17 protein-coding genes and 2 rRNA genes are annotated in these 21,645 nt (G+C 40.6%); 15 read left to right on the forward strand and 4 right to left on the reverse strand.

What is annotated here, in order from left to right; all coding sequences use genetic code 11:
- From VK159_RS07105 to VK159_RS07155, 12 genes are all read left to right on the forward strand, one after another.
- Positions 1 to 921 (forward strand): 23S ribosomal RNA (locus tag VK159_RS07105); the annotation flags it as partial.
- 56 nt (positions 922 to 977) lie between these two features.
- A 5S ribosomal RNA gene (rrf, locus tag VK159_RS07110) occupies positions 978 to 1,089 on the forward strand.
- Between the two features lie 179 nt (positions 1,090 to 1,268).
- Positions 1,269 to 1,934 (forward strand): DUF2306 domain-containing protein, encoded by a 666-nt coding sequence (locus VK159_RS07115; protein ID WP_324229438.1) that lies wholly within the window; start codon positions 1,269 to 1,271, stop codon positions 1,932 to 1,934.
- 131 nt (positions 1,935 to 2,065) lie between these two features.
- The gene (locus VK159_RS07120; protein WP_324229439.1) at positions 2,066 to 3,157 is read left to right on the forward strand and encodes an alpha/beta hydrolase; all 1,092 of its coding nucleotides are present in this window, start codon (positions 2,066 to 2,068) and stop codon (positions 3,155 to 3,157) included.
- A 6-nt stretch (positions 3,158 to 3,163) separates the two neighbouring features.
- Complete coding sequence (locus tag VK159_RS07125; RefSeq protein ID WP_324229440.1) at positions 3,164 to 4,888, forward strand: serine hydrolase domain-containing protein; 1,725 nt, start codon at positions 3,164 to 3,166, stop codon at positions 4,886 to 4,888.
- Positions 4,889 to 4,948: 60 nt separating this feature from the next.
- Complete coding sequence (locus VK159_RS23665) at positions 4,949 to 5,050, forward strand: DUF418 domain-containing protein (protein ID WP_414672820.1); 102 nt, start codon at positions 4,949 to 4,951, stop codon at positions 5,048 to 5,050.
- Positions 5,047 to 6,285 (forward strand): DUF418 domain-containing protein, encoded by a 1,239-nt coding sequence (locus tag VK159_RS07130; protein ID WP_324229441.1) that lies wholly within the window; start codon positions 5,047 to 5,049, stop codon positions 6,283 to 6,285. Before VK159_RS23665 ends, VK159_RS07130 begins: the two co-directional genes overlap by 4 nt.
- Positions 6,286 to 6,295: 10 nt before the next feature.
- On the forward strand, positions 6,296 to 7,126 hold the full coding sequence (locus VK159_RS07135; RefSeq protein WP_324229442.1) for a hypothetical protein: 831 nt from the start codon (positions 6,296 to 6,298) through the stop codon (positions 7,124 to 7,126).
- Positions 7,127 to 7,173: 47 nt separating this feature from the next.
- Positions 7,174 to 9,108 carry an alpha/beta fold hydrolase gene (locus VK159_RS07140; protein WP_324229443.1) on the forward strand — a complete coding sequence of 645 codons (1,935 nt, stop codon included), beginning with the start codon at positions 7,174 to 7,176 and terminating at the stop codon, positions 9,106 to 9,108.
- A 195-nt stretch (positions 9,109 to 9,303) separates the two neighbouring features.
- The gene (locus VK159_RS07145) at positions 9,304 to 10,302 is read left to right on the forward strand and encodes an FAD:protein FMN transferase (RefSeq protein WP_324229444.1); all 999 of its coding nucleotides are present in this window, start codon (positions 9,304 to 9,306) and stop codon (positions 10,300 to 10,302) included.
- 12 nt (positions 10,303 to 10,314) lie between these two features.
- Positions 10,315 to 11,523: a Gfo/Idh/MocA family oxidoreductase gene (locus VK159_RS07150; RefSeq protein ID WP_324229445.1), complete on the forward strand. Its 1,209-nt coding sequence runs from the start codon at positions 10,315 to 10,317 to the stop codon at positions 11,521 to 11,523.
- 9 nt (positions 11,524 to 11,532) lie between these two features.
- Positions 11,533 to 12,903 carry a DUF1080 domain-containing protein gene (locus tag VK159_RS07155; protein WP_324229446.1) on the forward strand — a complete coding sequence of 457 codons (1,371 nt, stop codon included), beginning with the start codon at positions 11,533 to 11,535 and terminating at the stop codon, positions 12,901 to 12,903.
- A 127-nt stretch (positions 12,904 to 13,030) separates the two neighbouring features.
- On the opposite strand, the gene VK159_RS07160 is transcribed toward VK159_RS07155, so the two are convergent.
- Positions 13,031 to 14,443: a Gfo/Idh/MocA family oxidoreductase gene (locus tag VK159_RS07160; RefSeq protein ID WP_324229447.1), complete on the reverse strand. Its 1,413-nt coding sequence runs from the start codon at positions 14,441 to 14,443 to the stop codon at positions 13,031 to 13,033.
- A 56-nt stretch (positions 14,444 to 14,499) separates the two neighbouring features.
- Between VK159_RS07160 and VK159_RS07165 the strand changes: the two genes are divergently transcribed.
- Both VK159_RS07165 and VK159_RS07170 read left to right on the forward strand, forming a co-directional pair.
- A complete protein-coding gene (locus VK159_RS07165; protein ID WP_324229448.1) occupies positions 14,500 to 15,918 on the forward strand; it encodes an MFS transporter in 1,419 nt (472 codons plus the stop codon).
- A gap of 62 nt (positions 15,919 to 15,980) precedes the next feature.
- On the forward strand, positions 15,981 to 16,703 hold the full coding sequence (locus VK159_RS07170) for a glycosyltransferase family 2 protein (RefSeq protein ID WP_324229449.1): 723 nt from the start codon (positions 15,981 to 15,983) through the stop codon (positions 16,701 to 16,703).
- A gap of 2 nt (positions 16,704 to 16,705) precedes the next feature.
- On the opposite strand, the gene VK159_RS07175 is transcribed toward VK159_RS07170, so the two are convergent.
- Positions 16,706 to 18,361 (reverse strand): glycosyltransferase family 39 protein, encoded by a 1,656-nt coding sequence (locus tag VK159_RS07175; RefSeq protein WP_324229450.1) that lies wholly within the window; start codon positions 18,359 to 18,361, stop codon positions 16,706 to 16,708.
- Between the two features lie 47 nt (positions 18,362 to 18,408).
- On the opposite strand from VK159_RS07175, the gene VK159_RS07180 reads away from it, so the two are divergent.
- On the forward strand, positions 18,409 to 19,134 hold the full coding sequence (locus tag VK159_RS07180; RefSeq protein WP_324229451.1) for a class I SAM-dependent methyltransferase: 726 nt from the start codon (positions 18,409 to 18,411) through the stop codon (positions 19,132 to 19,134).
- Here VK159_RS07180 and VK159_RS07185 read toward each other — a convergent pair whose 3' ends face one another.
- Positions 19,135 to 20,013 carry an aldo/keto reductase gene (locus VK159_RS07185; RefSeq protein ID WP_324229452.1) on the reverse strand — a complete coding sequence of 293 codons (879 nt, stop codon included), beginning with the start codon at positions 20,011 to 20,013 and terminating at the stop codon, positions 19,135 to 19,137.
- Entirely contained in the window at positions 20,010 to 21,644 is a 1,635-nt protein-coding gene (locus VK159_RS07190; RefSeq protein ID WP_324229453.1) for a L,D-transpeptidase family protein, read from the reverse strand. Before VK159_RS07190 ends, VK159_RS07185 begins: the two co-directional genes overlap by 4 nt.
- Between the last annotated feature and the right edge of the window lies 1 nt (position 21,645).

Genomic DNA, 21,645 nt, shown 5'->3' on the forward strand with positions numbered 1-21,645 from the left:
GACCTGCACGAATGGTCTAATGAGTTGAACGCTGTCTCCTCCACGAGCCCGGTGAAATTGTAGTATCGGTGAAGATGCCGGTTACCCGCCACGGGACGGAAAGACCCCGTGAACCTTCACTATAACTTTACATTGACTCTGGATAAACAATGTGTAGGATAGCTGGGAGACTGTGAAGCGGCTTCGCTAGGAGTCGTGGAGTCAACCTTGAAATACCAGCCTTTGTTTATCTGGCGCCTAATCCCGACGAAGTCGGGAGACAGTGTATGGTGGGTAGTTTGACTGGGGTGGTCGCCTCCAAAAGCGTAACGGAGGCTTTCAAAGGTACCCTCAGCATGCTTGGTAACCATGCGCAGAGTGCAATAGCACAAGGGTGCTTGACTGTGAGACAGACAAGTCGAACAGGTAGGAAACTAGGATATAGTGATCCGGTGGTTCCGAATGGAAGGGCCATCGCTCAAAGGATAAAAGGTACTCCGGGGATAACAGGCTGATCACTCCCAAGAGCTCATATCGACGGAGTGGTTTGGCACCTCGATGTCGGCTCGTCACATCCTGGGGCTGAAGAAGGTCCCAAGGGTTCGGCTGTTCGCCGATTAAAGTGGCACGTGAACTGGGTTCAGAACGTCGCAAGACAGTTCGGTCCCTATCTGTGGTGGGCGTTAGTAAATTGAAAGGACATGACCTTAGTACGAGAGGACCGGGTCGTACACACCGCTGGTGTATCTGTTGTGCCGCCAGGTGCAGCGCAGAGTAGCTACGTGTGGCCAGGATAAACGCTGAAAGCATCTAAGCGTGAAACCTTCCTTAAGATGAGTTTACTTTTAAGGGCCGTCAAAGACGATGACGTTGATAGGCTACAGATGTAAAACTGGTAACAGTAAAGTCGAGTAGTACTAATTACCCGTAAGCTTTAATTTTTTTTAAATTGCTTCTAGCAATTACAACTTCCCAATATGTTATATTATTTAAGAGTTTATGGTGGTTTTGCCGAGGGTGTTCACCTCTTCCCATACCGAACAGAGAAGTTAAGCCCCTCATGGCCGATGGTACTGCACTACAATGCGGGAGAGTAGGTAGCTGCCATATTTATTCTAAGCCCTTCAGTTTACTGAAGGGCTTTTTTGTTTTCCGGAAGTTCATAACCTGTTTCATTCCTGGAGCATGGTTTGTATCGCCCATATTGGTGATTTTATGATTGGCGTAATTGGCGGAGTTTTGTACTTGCAGAAAAACTGCTGTATATTCAAAAGACCAACCAACCGCTTATGTTTACGTTTCGATCAATTACACTAGTTGCGTTATGGTTATTTATTGTTTTTCTTTCTCTTTATTTCTTCTTTGATAATGTGATCGCTTATTTCTACGGTTACCGTAGCCGGATGTTTGGCGAAACTTTATTTCACAATCAGCTTTGGGTGATGATGCATATGGCTGGCGGCAGTATGGCGTTGCTATTAGGCCCTATGCAGTTCTGGCCATTTATCCGCAGACGATTTGTTTCTTTTCATCGATTGTCTGGCAAAATCTATATGGTTGGAATTGCTTTGATTGGTATTTCAGCAGGAAGACTGTCATTGATCAGCAGTTGTGTGCCTTGCCGCATCTCACTTTTTCTACTCACTGTTTTTGCTGTACTCAGCACCTGGTTTGCATGGCGGGCAATAAAAGCAAGGAATATGAAAACTCATCGCCAGATGATGGTGCGTAGTTATGTATGTGTGATCGCTTTTGTTGCAGTGAGAATTGATGATGTGTTCTCTCTCAACTTCTTATTTGGCGAAATAACTGATCCCGGTTTCAGAAGAGTAGTGAATGAATACTTCTTTTCGTTTGTGCCATTGATTGTGGCTGAGATCATCATGATATGGTGGCCATCGGTAGCCTATACATTTAAAAGCAAAGAGGAACATTCCAAGGCAAACCATACATGAATAAATCAACTGATTTAGTATCGCAGATAACATAAAAAAATGCGGTTGATAAGTAATCCAATCGGATACTTAAAATTGGAAATATGAAAGCGTTCCTGATCTTATTTTCACCATCAATAAAAAGTATCAACATGAGAAAAATTTTAGTTGGCTTGCTGTTGCTGATTATATCAACAACCAGTATTGCCCAGGGGAAATTGTTGAGGCGTGAGTTCATCGCTGCTTCTTTGCAAAATAATAAAGCAGACGAAGATCCTTTACGTCAGTTAACGGTATATCTGCCTCCCGATTATGAACAGGGAACACAACGCTACCCTGTTATTTATGTGTTGCATGGCTATGGAGGAACCGATAGTGTAATGATGAGCGTATGGATCAATTTTAAAAAGCTACTTGATGAAGCGATTAAAACGGGAAAGATGCGTTCCATGATAGTAGTGGCACCAAACAGTAATACAAAATTGCAGGGAAGTTTTTATACCAACTCCTCGGTTACAGGTAACTGGGCCGATTATATTGCAAAAGATGTGGTGCAATACATGGATAAAAATTTCAGAACAATACCCGACCGGAAAAGCCGTGGACTATGCGGACATTCAATGGGAGGTAACGGTGCATTAAAGTTAGGGATGCAATTTGCAGATATATTCAGTGCGGTGTATGCACTTAGTCCGGCAGTGCTTGATTGGCATGGTGATTTTTCTCTTTCAAGTCGTGGGTTCAAACGCATCAGCAAATTGAATAATGAAGAAGCAATTGTGAAAGCGTTGGACGAATCGGATAAGACGGGTGATTTCGATGCGTTTTATGCTGCAGTGCTTACAGCTATGGCAAGAGTGTATTCGCCCAATATTTCAAACAAAGAGCTGCTTGCCGATTTTCCTGTCACGTATGTTGGCGACAGTGCTGTTTATCATCCGGAAGTGATCAATGAATGGGAAAAGCAATTTCCATTTCACATGGTCGATCATTATCTGCCGCAGTTACGTAGTCTTACTGCTTTGAAATTAGACTGGGGACGTAATGAAGATTTTTCCCATATCCCTTTTACAAGCTTACAATTCAGTAAGAAACTGGAAGCATACCGCATCAAACATTTTGCTGAAGAATATATTGGTGATCATGGGAACATGCTTGGTGGTTTTGATGGACGGATCTTTAATGAGTTGTTGCCGTTTTTTGAGAAGTATCTTTCTGGTGGTCAAAGTCAGATAAATAAATAATCTGTTATGAATCGAATATTTCTGTTATCAGCCATTGTGTTTTTTTCAACACAAGTACAGGCACAATCATTACCGGATAAGCGAACGCTGGAACAAAAAATAGATTCCTTATTTCAACGAATCAATAACGACAAATCTCCCGGCATTGCCGTTACCGTTATTCATGATAGTAAAATAATAGCCAGTAAAGATTTTGGCATGGCAAATCTTGAGCACAAGGTAGCGTTTACACATCAGACACCAGTAAGGCTTGGATACTCTGGTGCAAGAGAATTTATGTGTGCAGGGTTAGCAATGATGGAAGCCGATGAACTTTTGCGTTTTGATGATCAGGTGAAAAAATATTTTCCAAAGCTACCGGCATGGAGTGCTGATGTAACCATACAGGATCTATTAAATCACAGTAGTGGTTTTGATGATGAATGGGCAACGATGTTGTTGATGCAGGCACACATGGATAACCGGGTTGATAAAGAACAATTGCTCACACTGTTGTATAATCAACCCAGGCCACAGGTAGAGCCGGGGAAAGGTTACATGTATTCCAATTCTGATTTTGCATTGCTGCGGATGATCATGGAAAAAGCATCCGGGAAAAGTTTACCTGATTATTTGCAACTGAAACTGTTTGCACCGTCAGGAATGAACGCAACCTTTATGAATGATTATCTCGATCAGATCATCCCGGGCTTGGCAGATAAATATTATGGCAGTGAAAAGTATTTTAAACAGGTTGGAGTAAAAACTTCTCCCGGTGGTAATTACAGGATTGTTACAACTGCAGCCGATCTTGAAAAATGGGCAACAGCATTAGAAGATTCCAGCTCCATTGCTGCAAAGGCAATCCGCAGATTGTATAAAAATGCACGACCCATTCCTGTACTCTCTCCTGAAGTTCATTATGTGTTTGGACAAGAATGGCACAAGATCGGGAATACAGATATCATCAAACATGGCGGTGTTAACCAGGATTATTACATGACCCGCATACCATCAAAAAAAATTACGATTATTGGTTTAGGAAATTCATTTCATAACATGACGTTGGCCATGAGCCTTTCAGATGTGCTGTTGAATAAAAAAAGCATTTCAACAAAAGCAGCCCCGCCAGCACAAACAAGTAATGTGGTAGTAACGAAAAACGAATTGGTAAAACATGCCGGTCGTTATTTTGAACAAATACCCGTTGGCCATAGCAGTCATTTGCCCAATATCCGGTTTTATGATATTAAACTCGAAGGGGATAGCCTTCATTTTTATTATACGTCCAATGAATTTTTTACAATGATCCCAGTTGGTGAAAATTTATTTAAGGATCCGGATTTTGGCACTATCATGCAAATCACACAAACGCATGTTGACTCAGCTAAGAAAATGCAGGCATGGGCTGTTGATGGCACTACAATGAGTTTTGTAAGATCCAATAAAGCAAACAATGCTTCAACGGAATATCTCCAGCAATTTGCAGGCGAATATCACAGCAGGCATCTTGATTTTTATTGCAGGATCGTTCTGAATGAAAACAATCAACTGGTCATCAGGCGGCCAACGATTTCTGATAAAGTATTGGTACCCGATGGCGAAAATAAATTTCTATTTGAAATGGAAGCCGGCGGAGACAGGTGGTATGTAGTGGCTGAATCCACCAAAAACAAGAAAGGAGAAATAGACGGGATCAATATGCAGCATGTTCGAATGATGCATCACAGGTTTGATAAAGTTGCTCATTGAAGTGAATGATGAAGCAATAAAGAAGCGCCAAAAGTGATATGCTTTTGTGTCACTTAACTTATGAGCAAATCAAACTTTTATTTCAATTACGGTCCATTTGAGTGGGTGTGGCGTCAGTTGACTTATGAGAAACGATTACCCATCTTAAAAAATGAATCATGAGCATAAGCATTTCACCTGTTCTGCAAAAAGAACGAATTGATATTCTGGATGTTTTAAGAGGCTTCGCATTGCTGGGCGTAATGATTGACAACCTATTTGGATTCACTGGTTGGACATATTTCACTGATGAGCACCGGAAGTCATTATCAACATGGCCAACAGATGGAGTTATTGCAGCTGTAGAAAATATATTCGTTAGCGGGAAATTCTACAGCATATTTTCACTATTATTTGGAATTGGATTTTCAATCATCCTGATTCGGAATGAACAAAAAGGACTAAACCCATTCCGTATTTTTTATAAGCGATTATTCATACTGACGCTGTTCGGCATCTTTCATATTTTATTTTTATGGGAAGGAGACATTCTGTTATTATATGCAATCATTGGTTTAAGCTTGCCGCTATTCAGAAAATGCAGTGACAGAGCCTTATTAATTCTGGCAGGAATTCTTATACTGTCTCCTATACTCCTGGATTCCTTAGCAGTTCTTTTACAAATAAAGTTTGGTGACAAATTAGAAGCAGTTGCTGTGTCTATTGACATGAAAACAGGGTTGCCTTTAGACAAAAAGAGTTATTCCCGTTATCTTTTTACTGATGAAAGTGGATGGAAAGAATGGCGTAACTGGCAAACTTCAGGCTGGGCATACCGCTATAGCTATATCCTTAACAGTAATCGGATTCCGAAAGTACTTGGAATGTTCCTGCTTGGATTTTATGCAGGAAGAAAGATGATGTTCGCACGACTTACTGAACATATTTCCTTGCTTAGAAAGTTGCGCTTCTGGGGACTTGTTATTGGCATCCCCGCAGGCATCGCTTCTTACTATTTTCAAATTACGCAAAAAGAAATACCGAATCCGGCGGGATTGCTTCAAACATTATTTTATACAACGAGCGTCGTTCCTATCTGTTTAGCTTACACCTCTATTGTTTGTTTATACTGGATAAAAAAAGAAGGAAATACAGTTTTAAAGTTTTTAGCACCGCTGGGGCGCATGGCACTTACTAATTACATTATGCAAACTGTACTTGGCATTTTTATTTATTATGGCATAGGGTTAGGGTTGGGTGGAGATATCGGTCCTTCGCTTTTTATACCTATCGGAATTATAGTTTATATCACTCAGATAATATACAGCAATTGGTGGTTCAAATATTTTCAATACGGTCCGCTGGAATGGATATGGCGGCAGTTGACTTATGGGAAACGGTTAGCATTAAAAAAATAAATCACTGGTTATGAAATTCCTTTTTGCATTGACGGTTGCGCTTATCAGCATATCTGCTAAAGCGAAAGCCCAAGTAAATAAGATCGAACACTTTTTTGCGAGCTCGCCCAAGGCAGAGCAACTGTTTCGATTTTTTTCAAAAGAGTTAGAGTTGCCGATTGTATGGCCTTATAAATCATGGGGCGATTTTGCAAGTGGCGGAGTTACGCTTGGTAATGTTGTTTTTGAACTGGTAACGTTTCAAGGTGCAGACACAACTTCTTTCAACGGCATTGCATTGGAACCATTGCATTCAATGGAAGAATTTGAAAAGGAACTTGATCAGCTCGGCATTGCACATGATACAATTGATAACAGCAATGTGTCAAAAGATTCAACCGGTGCTTTAAATGGCTGGTCGTTGTTTACACCTAAGGATTTGTTGCCGAATGAAGCCAATTTGTTTGTATGTGATTATAAGAAAAGGCAGCATATAGCCGATGGCCGTAAGAAAGCAGCAGATAAATTAAAAGAAATCAATGGTGGCAAATTAGGAGTTCTTTATTTAAAAGAAATTGTAGTAAGCACTTCTGACTTCAAAAAATATGATGAGCAGTTTCCGAAGCTGCCTGGTGTAACAAAACAGCAAAGCGGGCTGTTCTCATTTCGTGATGGCCCTGATTTGAGATTACAACAAGAGGCGAAAAACCGAATTCCGAAAATTGTGATCGTAGTAGAGTCTATTAAGAATGCTAAAGTATTTCTCGAATCAAAAAAGCTTTTAGGTAATGTACATGCGAACAGTATTTTTATATTTTCTGAAGCGATGGATGGATTGCAGATTGAATTGGTTGAACGATAAACCGTCTCCTTTGAAAGAAATTTATTTTTTCATTTTAAAGCTTGAGTATGAGTGGGTCGAAATCTTTGTTTTTGATAAGCATATTGCTTGCCTTTTTTTCAAATGCGCAACAAGTTGATACCATCAAAGTAAAAGTACACGATCATGTCATGACCCTTTACTCATCAGGAAATGGTAAGCCTACAGTGATATTGGAAGCAGGTGGTGGTTCAAGCCATAAAGAAACCTGGGAAAAAGTTGAGGCTCAATTGGCTTCATTTACTAAAGTAGTTTCATACGACAGGCCTGGTTACCTGAATTCTGAAAAATGCAATAGTACCAGGGATGCAGTTACAGTAGCTAAGGAGTTAAAAGAGGCATTGACAAAATCGGGTATAAAACCTCCATACATTTTAGCCGGTTGGTCACTTGGAGGCAGTTTCGTAAGAGTGTTTGCCGGATTATATCCTCAGGATGTATCAGGATTAGTTCTGGTAGATCCGGCACCTGAAAATTCATACCCTTTGTATGAAAAAGATCCAACCTATCTGGCAGACAAGAAAGCACATCACGACAGGCTAATGAGTAGTAACAGGGTAGGCCAGAAAGGAGAGTGGCTTGCATTTGATTCAAGTATGAACCAAGGAAGGAGATCGGATGCATGGCATGCTACTCCAACAACTTTATTAATTGCCGCAGGAAAAGCGGATGGCGGTCAGGATCGGGATACAACAGATCCTCTGAATCGTATTTGGGTAGAGGAATTAATTAAGTGGGGAAAGAAAAGACCGAATATGAAATACGAGATTATTAGCAACAGCGGCCATCATATTGCGAGATTTCAGCCGGATATAGTTGTCAATGCGATACGTTATCACATTGATCAATACCAATCAAAGGCATTAAAACAATCTGCTACGTCATATAAAAAACTGGATCAGCTGAATGACGGCATTCAAACAGCAACATTAAAAGAAGCAGGTTTGAATGAAAAGATATTACAGACAATGGTTGATTCTATTGCTAATGGTAATTACCCAAGGATACATAGTGTTCTGATTTTAAGAAATAACAAACTTGTTTTTGAACAATACTGGCCGGGGTACGATGTTGTGAGGGGAAAAGGTTTTGTTGGCTTTACAGATCAGCATCGGGATTCGCTTCATGATCAAAGAAGTGTTAGTAAAAGTTTTGTAGGTACGGCTATCATGATCGCATTGAACCAAGGAAAAATTAAATCGCTGGAGCAAAGGGTTTTTGATCTGTTTCCGGAATATGCAAAGTATGATACGGGAATGAAAAAGCAGATCACGATTCAACATCTGTTGAATATGTCGGCAGGGTTGGAATGGAATGAAAATATTCCTTACACAGATCCAAAGAACAGTGAAATAGTTATGAATAACTCTACCGATGCAATTGATTTTGTGCTAAGTCAGACAATGATAGATGAGCCAGGAAAAAAATTTAATTATAGTGGAGGATGTTCGCAGGTGCTGGCAGCAATTGCTGAAAGAGCAACAGGTATGCCGGTCGACAAATTTCTTGCGTCATATCTTTTTAAGCCATTGGGGATTGAAAAATACACATGGTTTAAAATAGCTGATGGAAAACCTTCCGCAGCTTCAGGGCTTCGATTGCGATCAAGAGATATGGCAAAGTATGGATTGATGTATATGAATGATGGAAAATGGAATGGCAAACAGATTGTTTCATCTTCAATTGTAACACAAACATTAAAAAGCCAAATTACAACACCCGACACTTACCCGGGGGTTCCGCAAATTGGGTATAGCAACCAGTTTTGGATCATTACAGAGGTTAATAAAGCAGACACTATTACTTATGCACAATGCCAGGGAAATGGGGGGCAGTTGATCATTCATGATAAAAAGCATAATCTGTTACTGATAGTTACAGCAGGAAATTATAATCGCTGGGATCTAAGAAAAAGTTCATTTGATATCTATACTGATTTTGTTTATCCGGCAATCATGAAATAAGATTATATGCAAAAATGCTGGCAACATTTCCCTGTCTTTCGTGCAAGGAAGTTACATCTCAGATACTATTACCCAATGAATAGGAAAGAACTATAAAACTGTGTAATCGTTTGCGCAGCATACTTTGATAGCTGCCATACAAATTCTTCCTATCTTTTCACAATTACCAAACAAGCTCTTTGGTACATTTGATCTATGCGATTGTTTCTTCTTTTGATTCTTGTGGTATTGGGTGCACATCGTTCTGTTGAATGGAAACGTTATACTATTACAGGTACAGCGCAGGGTACAACTTATTCTATTAGTTATTATGCAGAAGACAGTGCGGTTACAAAATCAGTAATTGACAGTGTGCTTATGAGTCTCGATAGTTCACTTTCTCTATACAAACCCTATTCACGCATCAATCAATTCAACAATTCTGCAAAGGGGATAGCCATTGACAACCATTTACGGGAAGTTGTAAAAAAATCAATTGCTACCTGCAAAGCCACAAACGGGTTGTTTGATATCACCGTGCAGCCATTGGTGCGGGCATGGGGTTTTGGTGTTACAAAAACAAACACTGTTCCTGATGCAACCGCCATTAAAAATATACTCTCTTGTGTAAATACAAAATTGTTGCGGTTGAAACGAAACAGGTTGATTAAAGCAAAGCCTTGTGTAAAAATTGATCTCAACGGAATTGCACAAGGCTATTCTGTAGATGTATTGGCTGCATTGCTGGAAAAGCATGGTATAAAAAATTACATTGTTGAGTTAGGTGGTGAAATCAGCGTGAAAGGAAGAAAACAACCTTCAGGTGAAAAAATGAAGATCGGGATCGAATCGCCAAATGAAGATGCGTTTGAAAATCATCCGTTGCAAAAGATCATTGAGCTGGATGCAGGGGCCATTACCACATCGGGCAGCTACCGGCAATATTATGAAAGTAAGGGACAAAAGATCACGCATCTCATCAATCCCAAAACAGGTTATCCGCATAAAAATGAACTCATCAGCGTAACTGTTTATGCCAAAGATGCAATCACAGCCGATGCATATGATAACGCACTTATGCTGATGGGTTTAAAACAAGCGTTAGCATTTGTTGAGCGCCGAAAAGACCTTGCTGCATATTTTGTTTATAAGAATGCCAATGGAAGCATAGCAGATACAGCAAGTTCTGCATTTTTAAAACTCATGAATCCGTAACTTAGTCCACTCATGCAACGTAGAAATTTCATTCGTCAATCGGGATTGCTTACTGCCGGTTTTTTAGTGCATCAGCAAATGCTGCAGGCATATGGTTCAACTGCTGTTGCTAAAACAATTTCAATAGGAATAATTGGTTGTGGCGACAGGGGTGTTGGCCTTGGAAGTGTAATCAACAATATGCCCGAACAGTTTCAATTAAAAGCTGTTTGCGATGTGTTATCATTTCGTCTCGACCAGGCAAAAAAACTCGACAAACAAAATAATCTTGGGTACGAAAAAGATTACAGAAAAATTCTCGATGATAAAACGATTGATGCGGTGATCATTGCTACACCACTGCACAATCATTATGAAATTGCTGCAGCTGCGATCAAAGCAGGCAAGCATGTGTATCTCGAAAAAACAATGACCTATGATGCGGATCAATCATTGGCATTGGTAAAATTAACACAGCAATATCCTAAACAGGTATTGCAGGTTGGTCATCAATACCGTTACACACCGCTTTATTTTAAAGTAAAGGAACTGATCGATAAAGGTTATCTCGGCAAAGTAACACAGATAGATTGCCGTTGGGATCGTAACTGGAACTGGCGCAGAGCAGTGCCGCAAGGTTATACCGACAGACAAGTGAACTGGCGCATGTACAAAGAATATTCCGGAGGATTGCCTGCGGAGTTATTGTCGCACCAGGTTGATTTTATTAACTGGGCTTTCAATACACATCCCGACGAAGTGCTTGGAACAGGAGGTATTGATTATTACAAAGACGGAAGGGAAACGTTTGATAATGTGCAAACCATTCTGCGTTATAACAAAGATGGAATGATCGGCAACTTTGGTGCTACTTGCGGCAATGAAAAAGATGGCTATCTCTTTAAGCTGAAAGGAACAAAAGGAACCATCCAGTTATTGATGAACGATGGCATTTTCTTTCCTGAGAAACAAACAAAGAGTGAACTGGAAACTGTTGATGGCGTTACGGGTGCCACAAAAATTGAATGGAATAAAGACGGTGGCATTCCCATTCTGAAAGAAAAATCAAAAGACGGCAGTTGGTATGCATTGAAAGAATTTCATAAAACAGTTACAGAAAATTTAAAACCAGTATCAAATGTGATCACCGGTGCTACCACAGCTTTTTGTGTGCACCTGATGAATCAATCGATTTATAAACATTCCATTGAAACATGGAAACCGGAATTTAACCTCGTATAAACAATCAAAATGAAAAAAGTATTTGTTGTTACATTTTTGTTGCTCACAGCCGGCAGTTTTGCACAAAGCAATAACTGGCAATCATTGTTTGATGGGAAGACGCTCAACGGCTGGAAACAAATGACAGGCTCCGCACCTTATGCAGTTGAGAACGGACAAATTGTTGGAACCACAATACCCGGCTCACCCAATTCTTTTTTAGTAAGTGATCTACGCTTTACCGGCGATTTTGTATTGGAACTGGAAGCGATGATGACTGATACAACCACTAACTCAGGTGTTCAGTTCAAAAGTAATTTTGATCCAAAGGCAAACAATGGTAAAGGCCGTGTGTATGGTTATCAATACGATTTTGATCCATCATCACGCAAGTGGAGTGGTGGTATTTATGATGAAGGAAGAAGAGAGTGGTTGTATACTGTTTCAAATAATCCCAAAGGGCAGATCTTCTTTTCGCCGAATGTATATCACAAAATAAGGATCGAATGTATTGGTAATACAACCAAAACATGGTTGGATGGTGTACCTGTTTCTTACCTTGTTGATACATTAACAGAGAACGAAGGAATCATCGGGCTGCAGGTGCATTCTATCGGCAAACCTGAACTTGCCGGCATTAAAATGTTTTGGAAAAATATCCGTATTCAAACAAAGAATATCAAAGCAATGCCTTTCCCGAAAGGTTTGTATGTTTCAAATTTAGTCCCAAATAAACTCACTCCCTACGAGGAACAGAGTGGTTGGAAATTATTGTTTGATGGTGTAAGCACAAAAGGTTGGAAAGGGGCAGGCAAACCAACATTTCCTGAAAAAGGATGGGAAGTGAAAGAGGGCATTTTAAAAGTATTAGCTTCCAATGGCGGTGAATCAACCAATGGTGGTGATATTGTTACAACAGAACAGTACAGTGCGTTCGATCTTTCTTTCGAATTTAAACTCACACCCGGCGCAAACAGCGGGTTGAAATATTTTGTTACCCTCAATGAACAAACGCAGGGTTCTGCCATTGGATTAGAGTATCAGTTGCTGGATGATACACTGCATCCTGATGCAAGGGCAGGACGAGAAGGAAACCGCACATTGGCTTCGTTGTATGATCTCATTAAAGCACAAAAGACAAGCCGCTTTGTTCGTCAACCCGGCAAATGGAACACGGCACGAATTATTGTTTATCCGAACAATCATGTTGAGCATTATCTCAATGGTGTGAAAGTGTTGGAATATGATCGGGGTTCACAAGCGTTTCGTGATCTTGTTGCCATCAGCAAATACAAAGTATGGAAAGATTTTGGTGAAGCACCGAAAGGACATATCCTTTTGCAGGATCATGGCAATGAAGTTTGGTTTAAGAGCATTAAGATAAGAGAGTTGAAAAAATGAGTGATGAGTGATGAATGATGAGTAACTCGTCCGTTGAATCATATCATAAAAGAAGAAGCCAACTGATTACAGTTGGCTTCTTCTTTTTATAGCTACTAACGAATTGCTTTTGATCGTTTGACGAAACTTATACTTTATAATATTGCTCCCAACCTTTCCGTGGCGGTGGACCAATCAATAATTCATTTGCACGTTTACTGCTTGTGATTATTTTCTTGCTTCTGTCGAATACAATTTTTTCACCCGTCCATTGCGCCAACACACCCAAACAGAATACCTGGCTTAACGGACCTGCAATGGAAAACGATGAACGTGTTTTTTCTTCGCCCTTACATGCTTTCAAGAAGTTTGCGAAGTGATTCGAAGGAGTTGTTGGAACAGTTGGCAGCTTCGAAGCCATTTCTTTTGCTTTCTCTTCCGGAATAATTGATAAAGTACTTGCATGTGATCCACCTTTGAACGTAAGATCCTTGCTGTAAATAATTTTACCGGGATTCAGTTTTGCAGGTTGCATTGCACCTGTGCTCGGTGGCGGAATACTTGGATCAAGTCCCTGCACACCATAACCAGCCGGTATTGGAGGAAGATTGTCGATACCATCATACCATTTTATTTCAACCGGCGGCATTGTACCACGCTTTGGAAATTTAAATGAAAGTGTTGTTGACATTGGGTAGAAGAAGTTATTATGTCCGTCTAATTTCAGCGGATCAACTTCGTACGGTAAACCAAGATCAAGAAACTCATGTGCGGTATCAAGAATATGTGCACCCCAATCGCCCAACGCCCCCATACCAAAATCGAACCAGCAACGCCATTGACCATTTACAAAATCTTTGTTATACGAATGCCCTTGCGTGTGCATTTGCCAAACATCCCAATCTAGTGTTGATGGAACGGGTTCTGCTGCAGGAAACGAAGTGATCTTTGGATTCCAACTATGCCAGCGTCTGGCAGAGTTCATATGTGCAGTGATGGCTGTTACATCTTTAATGATGCCTGCTTCTTTCCATGTTTTGAATTGAAAATAATTTGCTTCTGAATGTCCCTGGTTACCCATCTGTGTTACAACCTTCGGATGTTTCGCAGCGGCCTTCATCATCAGTTCTACTTCCTGGAAAGTTCTGGCCATCGGCTTCTCCACATACACATGCTTACCTAAACCAATCGCCATCATCGTCATAGGGAAGTGTGCAAAATCAGGAGTGCCAATGGAAACAGCTTCGATCTGGTTGCCCATTTTATCGAACATCTGGCGGAAGTCTTTAAAGCGTGGCACATTCGGAAACTGTTTTAAGATATCCAGCGTGTGCGGCGCTTCCATATCTACATCGCAGAGTGCAACGATGTTTGCCAAACCGGTTTTATACAGTTCTTTAATGATTTCTGCTCCACGGTTACCAATACCAATGCAGGCGAGGTTTACTTTATCTGCACTTCCAAAGCCCCTGCCCATTAATAAACCGGGTGTGGCGGCGGCAGCCGAGGCTAACAGAGCATCTCTTAAAAATTTTCTTCTTGAATAATTATTACCGGACATGGTTCAATCGATTTGTTTTTATTGACAGGAAATGTTAGGCTTAAAGATAGGTAATTATGAAATGGAGAAATGCGAACGCTCAATCGTTTGCCTACGGTATTTCCCGTTCGTGGAAAGGTGAAACCGTAATTGATTCGTCTTTCTGTAAATTTGCTGCTTCTCCGGGAAAAATCTGCTCTGAACCTGCTCCGGTGAACACCTTCCCCTGCTGCAAAACGGAAATAAAAGTTGGAACAAGTATGAGTAAAAATGAACGGCTGATCATTGTTTTGCTGGCGTCCATCAATTTCACCCACATCCTTGATTTTATGATCATGATGCCATTGGGAAATTACCTGATGCCTTATTTCAAAATAACACCACAGCAATTTACATTTCTTGTGGGGGCTTATACATTAACAGCAGGTATATCCGGTTTCACAGCTGCATTTTTTGTAAATCAATTCGACCGAAAAAAAGTATTATTATTTGGCTACATCGGTTTTCTGCTGGGCACCATTGCCTGCGGTATAGCTCCTAAGTATGAACTGCTGCTTGCAGCACGCATACTGGCCGGTTTGTTTGGCGGATTGATCGCCGCACAGGTTTTGTCAATTGTAGCAGACATTATTCCTTATGAAAGAAGAGGTGCAGCAATGGGCGCTATTATGAGTGCTTTTGCAGTGGCTTCAACATTTGGTGTTCCATTTTCCTTATACCTCGCTAACATTATCAGCTGGCATGCGCCATTTATACTGGTGGGAGTTTTAGGTTTTGTTGTTGTTCCTTTTGTTTGGAAATATATCCCTGCCATGAGTGGACATATCAGGGAACGTGATGAAGACCGAAATAAATTTGAAGCCTTACACGTGGTGGTACAAAATCCAACACAACGTCTTGCCTTGTTATTTTCTTTTTTAATGATGATGGGTCACTTCCTCATTATTCCGTTCATCAACCCGTATATGGAGTTTAATAACGGCTATTCAAAAGTTGTTACACCAATGATCTATCTCGTTGGCGGCATCTCTTCTTTTTTTGCTGCAAATATCCTGGGTAAGCTGTCCGATAAGTATGGTAAACTGCAGGTGTTTTCAGTATCGGTTTTATCTTCTCTTGCTTTTATCTGGATCATTACAAATCTTCCTCCTGTTCATGTGGCGTTGATGCTTGCACTTTTCGGAATATGGTTTGTGTTGGCAACCGGCAGGGGTGTGGCGGCACAGGCGATGATCAGTAATGTGGTGAGTCCGCAACATCGGGGAAGCTTTATGAGCTTCAACAGCAGTGTGCAACAACTGGGAACCGCATCTGCATCTTTTATTTCAGGAATTATTGTGGTACAAGGGCAAGGCGGAAAGATATTGCGTTACGAATGGTTGGGATACCTGAGCATTGTTATCCTGGTTATTTGTTTCTTTTTGGCGAGGCGATTATTTCGCAAGATGCAGACCCAGCCTGTTTCTCAAATGGAAATGCCTTTACAGGAAGTGTAGATTTTTCTTTTATCAGCCAAGGAATTCTGTAATCTTGCAGCTTAATTGGAACAGCCAACTACATGACAGCAAACCTTCAAAAACTTTCGATTGTAATCCCTGCTTATAACGAAGCAAGAACCATCCATATGATTCTTGATAAGATCAATGCAGTGCAATTGCTCAATAATATTGAAAAGGAAGTGATCATTGTAAATGATTGCAGCAGCGATGATACCAAAGGCGCTATTGAACGGTATATGCAGCAATCAACGTTGCCGATCGTGTTGTATAATCATGAAGTGAATAAAGGCAAAGGTGCCGCTTTGCATACTGGTATTAAACAGGCCACGGGTGAATTGGTGGTGATACAGGATGCCGATCTTGAATACGATCCCCAGGAATTTAATGTATTGCTGAAACCGGTGTTGGATGGCTTTGCTGATGTGGTGTATGGTTCACGTTTTATGGGTGGTAACCCGCACCGTATTTTATTCTTCTGGCACAGCATCGGTAATAAAGTACTTACCACATTATCAAACATGTTTACCAACCTGAACTTAACAGATATGGAAACCTGTTATAAATTGTTCCGCCGGGAGATCATTCAGAAAATTGATCTGAAAGAAACCCGTTTTGGTTTTGAACCGGAGGTGACGGCAAAAATTTCACGTCAACCCGATATACGCATTTATGAAGTTGGTATTTCTTATTACGGCCGCACTTATGCTGAGGGAAAGAAGATCAACTGGAAGGATGGGTTCCGTGCTATCTGGTGTATTCTGAAGTATAATTTGTTCCGATAACCTTACAGCATCTTCACCACATAATATTTTCCGCACTGTTCTTCTCTCGTATTCTTGTTCAGGAATTTTCCTGTTAATGCAGTTACATGATAATCGGGTCCTTCTTTTTCAATCACATGAAGCTTGCCGCTTTGTTGAATTTCTTTCAACCCTTCGTCTGATGTATACAGGTAAGTGCCTGTTGTTGCCGCATCAAGTGAATCAATGGTACCAATATTATGCTTTGCATAAAAGTGGACGGCTTTACCGCTACCCCTGAACTTATAAAAGAAAAATTTATCCGCAGGAATCTTCTGCTCAACAATATATCGTCCCACTACATTGCCTGATTGATATTGCAGCAACTGTGGGTAAAACCAGGAGCTGAGAAAAATATTTAATCCAATGATCAATGCAAGTGATACGCTGATGAGTTTTTTACTCACCTGTTTGTTTAACAGTAATAGAATTGCTGCAATAAGACTGATAACCGGAATGATCCATGGCCACACAGATGTTGTTGGAAAACTGTACAGAAGAATCATTGCAGGAGCAATTACTAAAGCTGCACAAACGATCCATTGAACAGGCGTAAGAATAGTACGCAGCAAAGGAAGTTTGTTCTCCCAAAATAACCGGTACATCATTTTTGCCGTAATGATGGCAATGAATGGCAGTACCACATAGATATAATGTGGTAATTGATATTTTGAAATACCCAATGAACAGTAGCTTAGAATAAAACCACCTGTTGTCAAGAACTCTTCGTTCCTGCCAACAAAGAAACGGTTGCGTATAATTCTGATGATCTCATACACAAGTCCTGCAACAAAAAACAAGGTCCATGGCAACATGCCCCACAATAAATTTTCAAATAAGAAACTGAAGGGAGCATTATTATTCCATACGTTTTCACCGGTAATGCGGCCAAAGCTTTGTGTCCAGTAAAAGAATTTTAAACCCGATACATTTTTTAATCCATTCACTGTTTTTTCGGGATGCAGATCGAACTGTTGGTACAATCCAATACTCATAGGCAGCAATACAAGCGCAATCACCAAAATACCTAACAGGTAAACCGGTTGCAAAATTTGTTTCCACTCACGCTTTAATATAAAATGACTGCCGAATGCAAAAATGGGAACAAACAAAGCAATGGGCCCTTTTGTGATCATGCCTGCACCAATGGCAGCAGCACCTAAAATAAAATGCAGCGCTTTTTTTGATCGATACCATTCTGCCAATTGCCACATGGCAATAATTACCCAGCTCATTAAAATTGTATCGGTACGTATATCACTGGTGATCAGGAATACTGCCTGACATGTTGCTAACACTGCAGCAGACAATAAGGCAATTGTTCTGTCGTAAAATAGTTTTGCAAAACGAAACGTTGCAAACACAGCAAAGATGGCAAAGAGGATGGATGGGAATTTATAACCAAGATTATTTTCGCCAAATACTTTCATGGAGAATGCCGATATCCAAAATAGGAAAGGAGGTTTGTCCAGGTATTCTTTCCCATGTTCATATACCTGCAGATAGCTGCCACTCTCTTTCATCTCACGGCTGATAGCTGCGTATTGCGACGCATCTACATCCATGGTATCAACGCCGATTCCAATAAAATAAACGGCACAGACAAGTGCAAAAACCGCCAGAATATTTTTTCTTTCCATGTAGAACGTAAAGTTAGGCGTTGAGTCTTATTTTTAACGCATAACACATGAAGGATATTCATTCACTTGAGCGAATTGTTCCCGACGAAGTGAACGGTTCTGTTCAATGGTCGGCAGAAACCCTGGAGCTTCACCTGGAGCGTTACCGGTTTGCAGCATCGCATGTTAAAGGGGAAACGGTATTAGACATGGCCTGTGGTGCAGGTTATGGCGCACATCTGCTTGCCGGTACAGCCATTGGTACTGTAAAATCAATTACCGCAGTTGATATTGATGCAGATTGTATAGCGTATGCCCGGGGGCGGTATAATCATCCATTGATCAGTTTTTTACAGGCAGATGCTACCACTTTTGATGATGGCCGTAAGTTTGATAGTATAGTGTCATTGGAAACAATTGAACACTTGCCGCATACGAAACTTTTTTTGGCGCAGCTCTTTCAATTGCTCAGCAGCAATGGCTTGTTGATTTGTTCTGTGCCGGTTACGCCATCTGTTGATGCAAACCCTTATCATATGCATGATTTTACAGAGAAACAATTTTTGAAATTATTGGTTGCAGCAGGCTTTTTCATTGAAGAAAAAATGATACAGGTGCAACCTTTCTCACCCGTTCAGGTACTAAACAAGAAAGAAAAACGTGCGGAGAGTTTAAGAAAGAATCTGTCAGGTTATTATTTGTCCCACCCATCTGCATTAATCAAACGAATCGTATCAACTATACGTTACGGATTTACGAACAGGTACCTTGTTGTTTGTTGCAGAAAAAAATAATCAGGCAACTTCTCTTCCTGTACTTGCCCTCCACAACATAAACCATTCTTCACGTTCAAGTTTCAAAAGGCTTGCTGCTACTGCTGCATGTACACGTTCAATTTTTGAAGTGCCTAATACCGGAAGAATGCCTGAAGGATGCGTCATTAACCAGCTTAACAAAATCACATCAGCACCTGTAGCATATTTTTCAGCAAGTATATTGGCAACAGCAATGATGCGCTTGTTACGTTCGTCTTCATCGTCCTCAATAAACAAATTACCACCGCCCATCGGGCTCCATGCCATTGGGATCATACCGTGTTGCTGACATTGATCCAATGTGCCATCCCCAAATGGTTCAAGATGCAGCAAGGAACATTCAACCTGATTAAGAGAAACAGGAAAGCGGCTTCTGAGCAAATCAACCTGCCATTTTCTGAAATTAGAAACGCCAAACTGTAACACTTTTCCTTGCTGTTTCAATTGCTCAAATGCTTTGGCCACTTCATCTGCATGGAACAAAGGATCGGGACGATGAATAAGCAAACAATCAATATAATCAGTAGCTAAGTTTGAAAGCGATCGTTCAACCGATTCAATGATATGTTCATACGATGTATCGTACGATTTTATTTTGTGATGAGGACGATTGACCGACAGCATTTGAATACCACATTTGGTAATTAGCTGAATCTGCTGACGCAAGGAGGGTTGCTCTTTCAATACTCTTCCAAAATCTTCCTCAGTTGTATAGTCGCCATAAATATCAGCATGGTCAAACGTGGTTACACCAGCAGCAATACAATCTTTGATCATTTGCTCAAATGCGGAAGTATTAAACTTTGATCCCCATGCACCCCATTTCATGGTGCCGGCAATTATCTTTGAATAAATCATTTCAATTTCGAGTTTTCGATGATCATTTCTGCTAAGCGGCCATCACGTTTGTAAATATCATTACGGAGATTTAATCTTCCGTCACGATCAACCCATGATGTGAAGTAAGCAATATAAACAGGAATCGGTTTTTTGATCTTTACATACATTTCTTTTTCTGCATTCATGGCTGAATCAATACGGGTTTCGGTCCATTCAGGTTGATGACGTAATACATAGTTGGCCAAACGTCTCGGATCTTCCACACGAATACATCCATGACTGAAAGCACGCTTATCCTGGCTGAATAATGATTTTGATGGTGTATCGTGCAGGTAAATGCTATGACTGTTTGGGAATAAAAATTTCACTTTCCCCAATGCATTCCATGGGCCTGGTTTTTGCCGAACTGCATTGCCATTCCATTCCATATGATTACGTTCAAGGTAATTTCTGTTTCTGCGTATGGCAGGAAGAATTTCTTTTTTCATAATGCCCGGCGGTACATTCCAGTAAGGACTGAACACCACATTATTCATCATGCCATTGAAAATGGCTGTTTTGTTTAATGCCGTGCCAACAACAACGTTCATGCTCCACACCAGCGAATCATGTTCATACGCATGAAATTTATACTCCGGTATATTTACAACAATATAATCGGTGTTTAATACAACAGGTAACCATCGGCAACGTTCCATGTTTACAATGATCTGTTCAACACGTTTTGCAATGGGGTAGTTCAGTTCTGCAAGCATGCTTGTGCCCACAATACCATCGTCTTTAATACCATACCGTTGCTGAAAATTCTTCACTGCATTTTCTAATTCAAGATCAAATAGCGGTGATTGATTGTTGCTTTTAAGATCACCCAATAGATAAAGATGTTCTCTTATCTCTGGAATGATCTTGCTGCTGTCGTTCAGTCGGTACGATTTTTTATCCGCTTTAATGGGCTTCCATTTGCCACTTTCTGCAAGTGTTCTGTAATGCTTCAAAAATGATTTTAGTAAACCGTACTGACGGTAGACCGGTTCTGTTTGCATGAATGCCGATGACGGCACCTCCAGCAGAGAGTCGAGAAAAGCTTCATAAGACAATTTTTTACGAGGCAGATCCCAACTTGCAGCACGCATGGCTTTTGCATCAAGCCCGCTCCATATTTTCTTTGCATAAAAGAAGTATTGTGCAGTGAGCATCAGCTCGGCGGTACTGTTGGCTTTTTCTGTAAAGCTAACAGTTGAGTCATTGTCCATCAGTTTATGAAAATCTTCTTCATACAATATCTGTACAGGCACACCTTCATCTGAAATATTTTCGATCTTATTAAACAGGTTACTTGCCTGTTCAATCATTCCATTGGCATCAAACCAGGCGTAAGCAAATTTCCGATGGCTGTAAAATTTCAACAGGTCTTTTTCATACGGCTTTAGCTTCGGGTATTTGCTGAAGAAAGCAGGAATTGCGCTGCTGTCGAACTTTAATATTGTTTGCGAGCTGAAGTTGCCGGGTAATGTAATATCGGGCTGGATTTTAGGGATTGTATCTGTTTTAACGGCTTTGTCTTTTCCGTTAGATGATTTACAACGTGTAAAACCAGCTATTACAATAGTCAGGAGTAAAGATGCCTTGCAAAGTGTTTTGAGGAGCATT

This window comes from Lacibacter sp. (genome assembly GCF_035299325.1).
Lineage (GTDB): Bacteria > Bacteroidota > Bacteroidia > Chitinophagales > Chitinophagaceae > Lacibacter.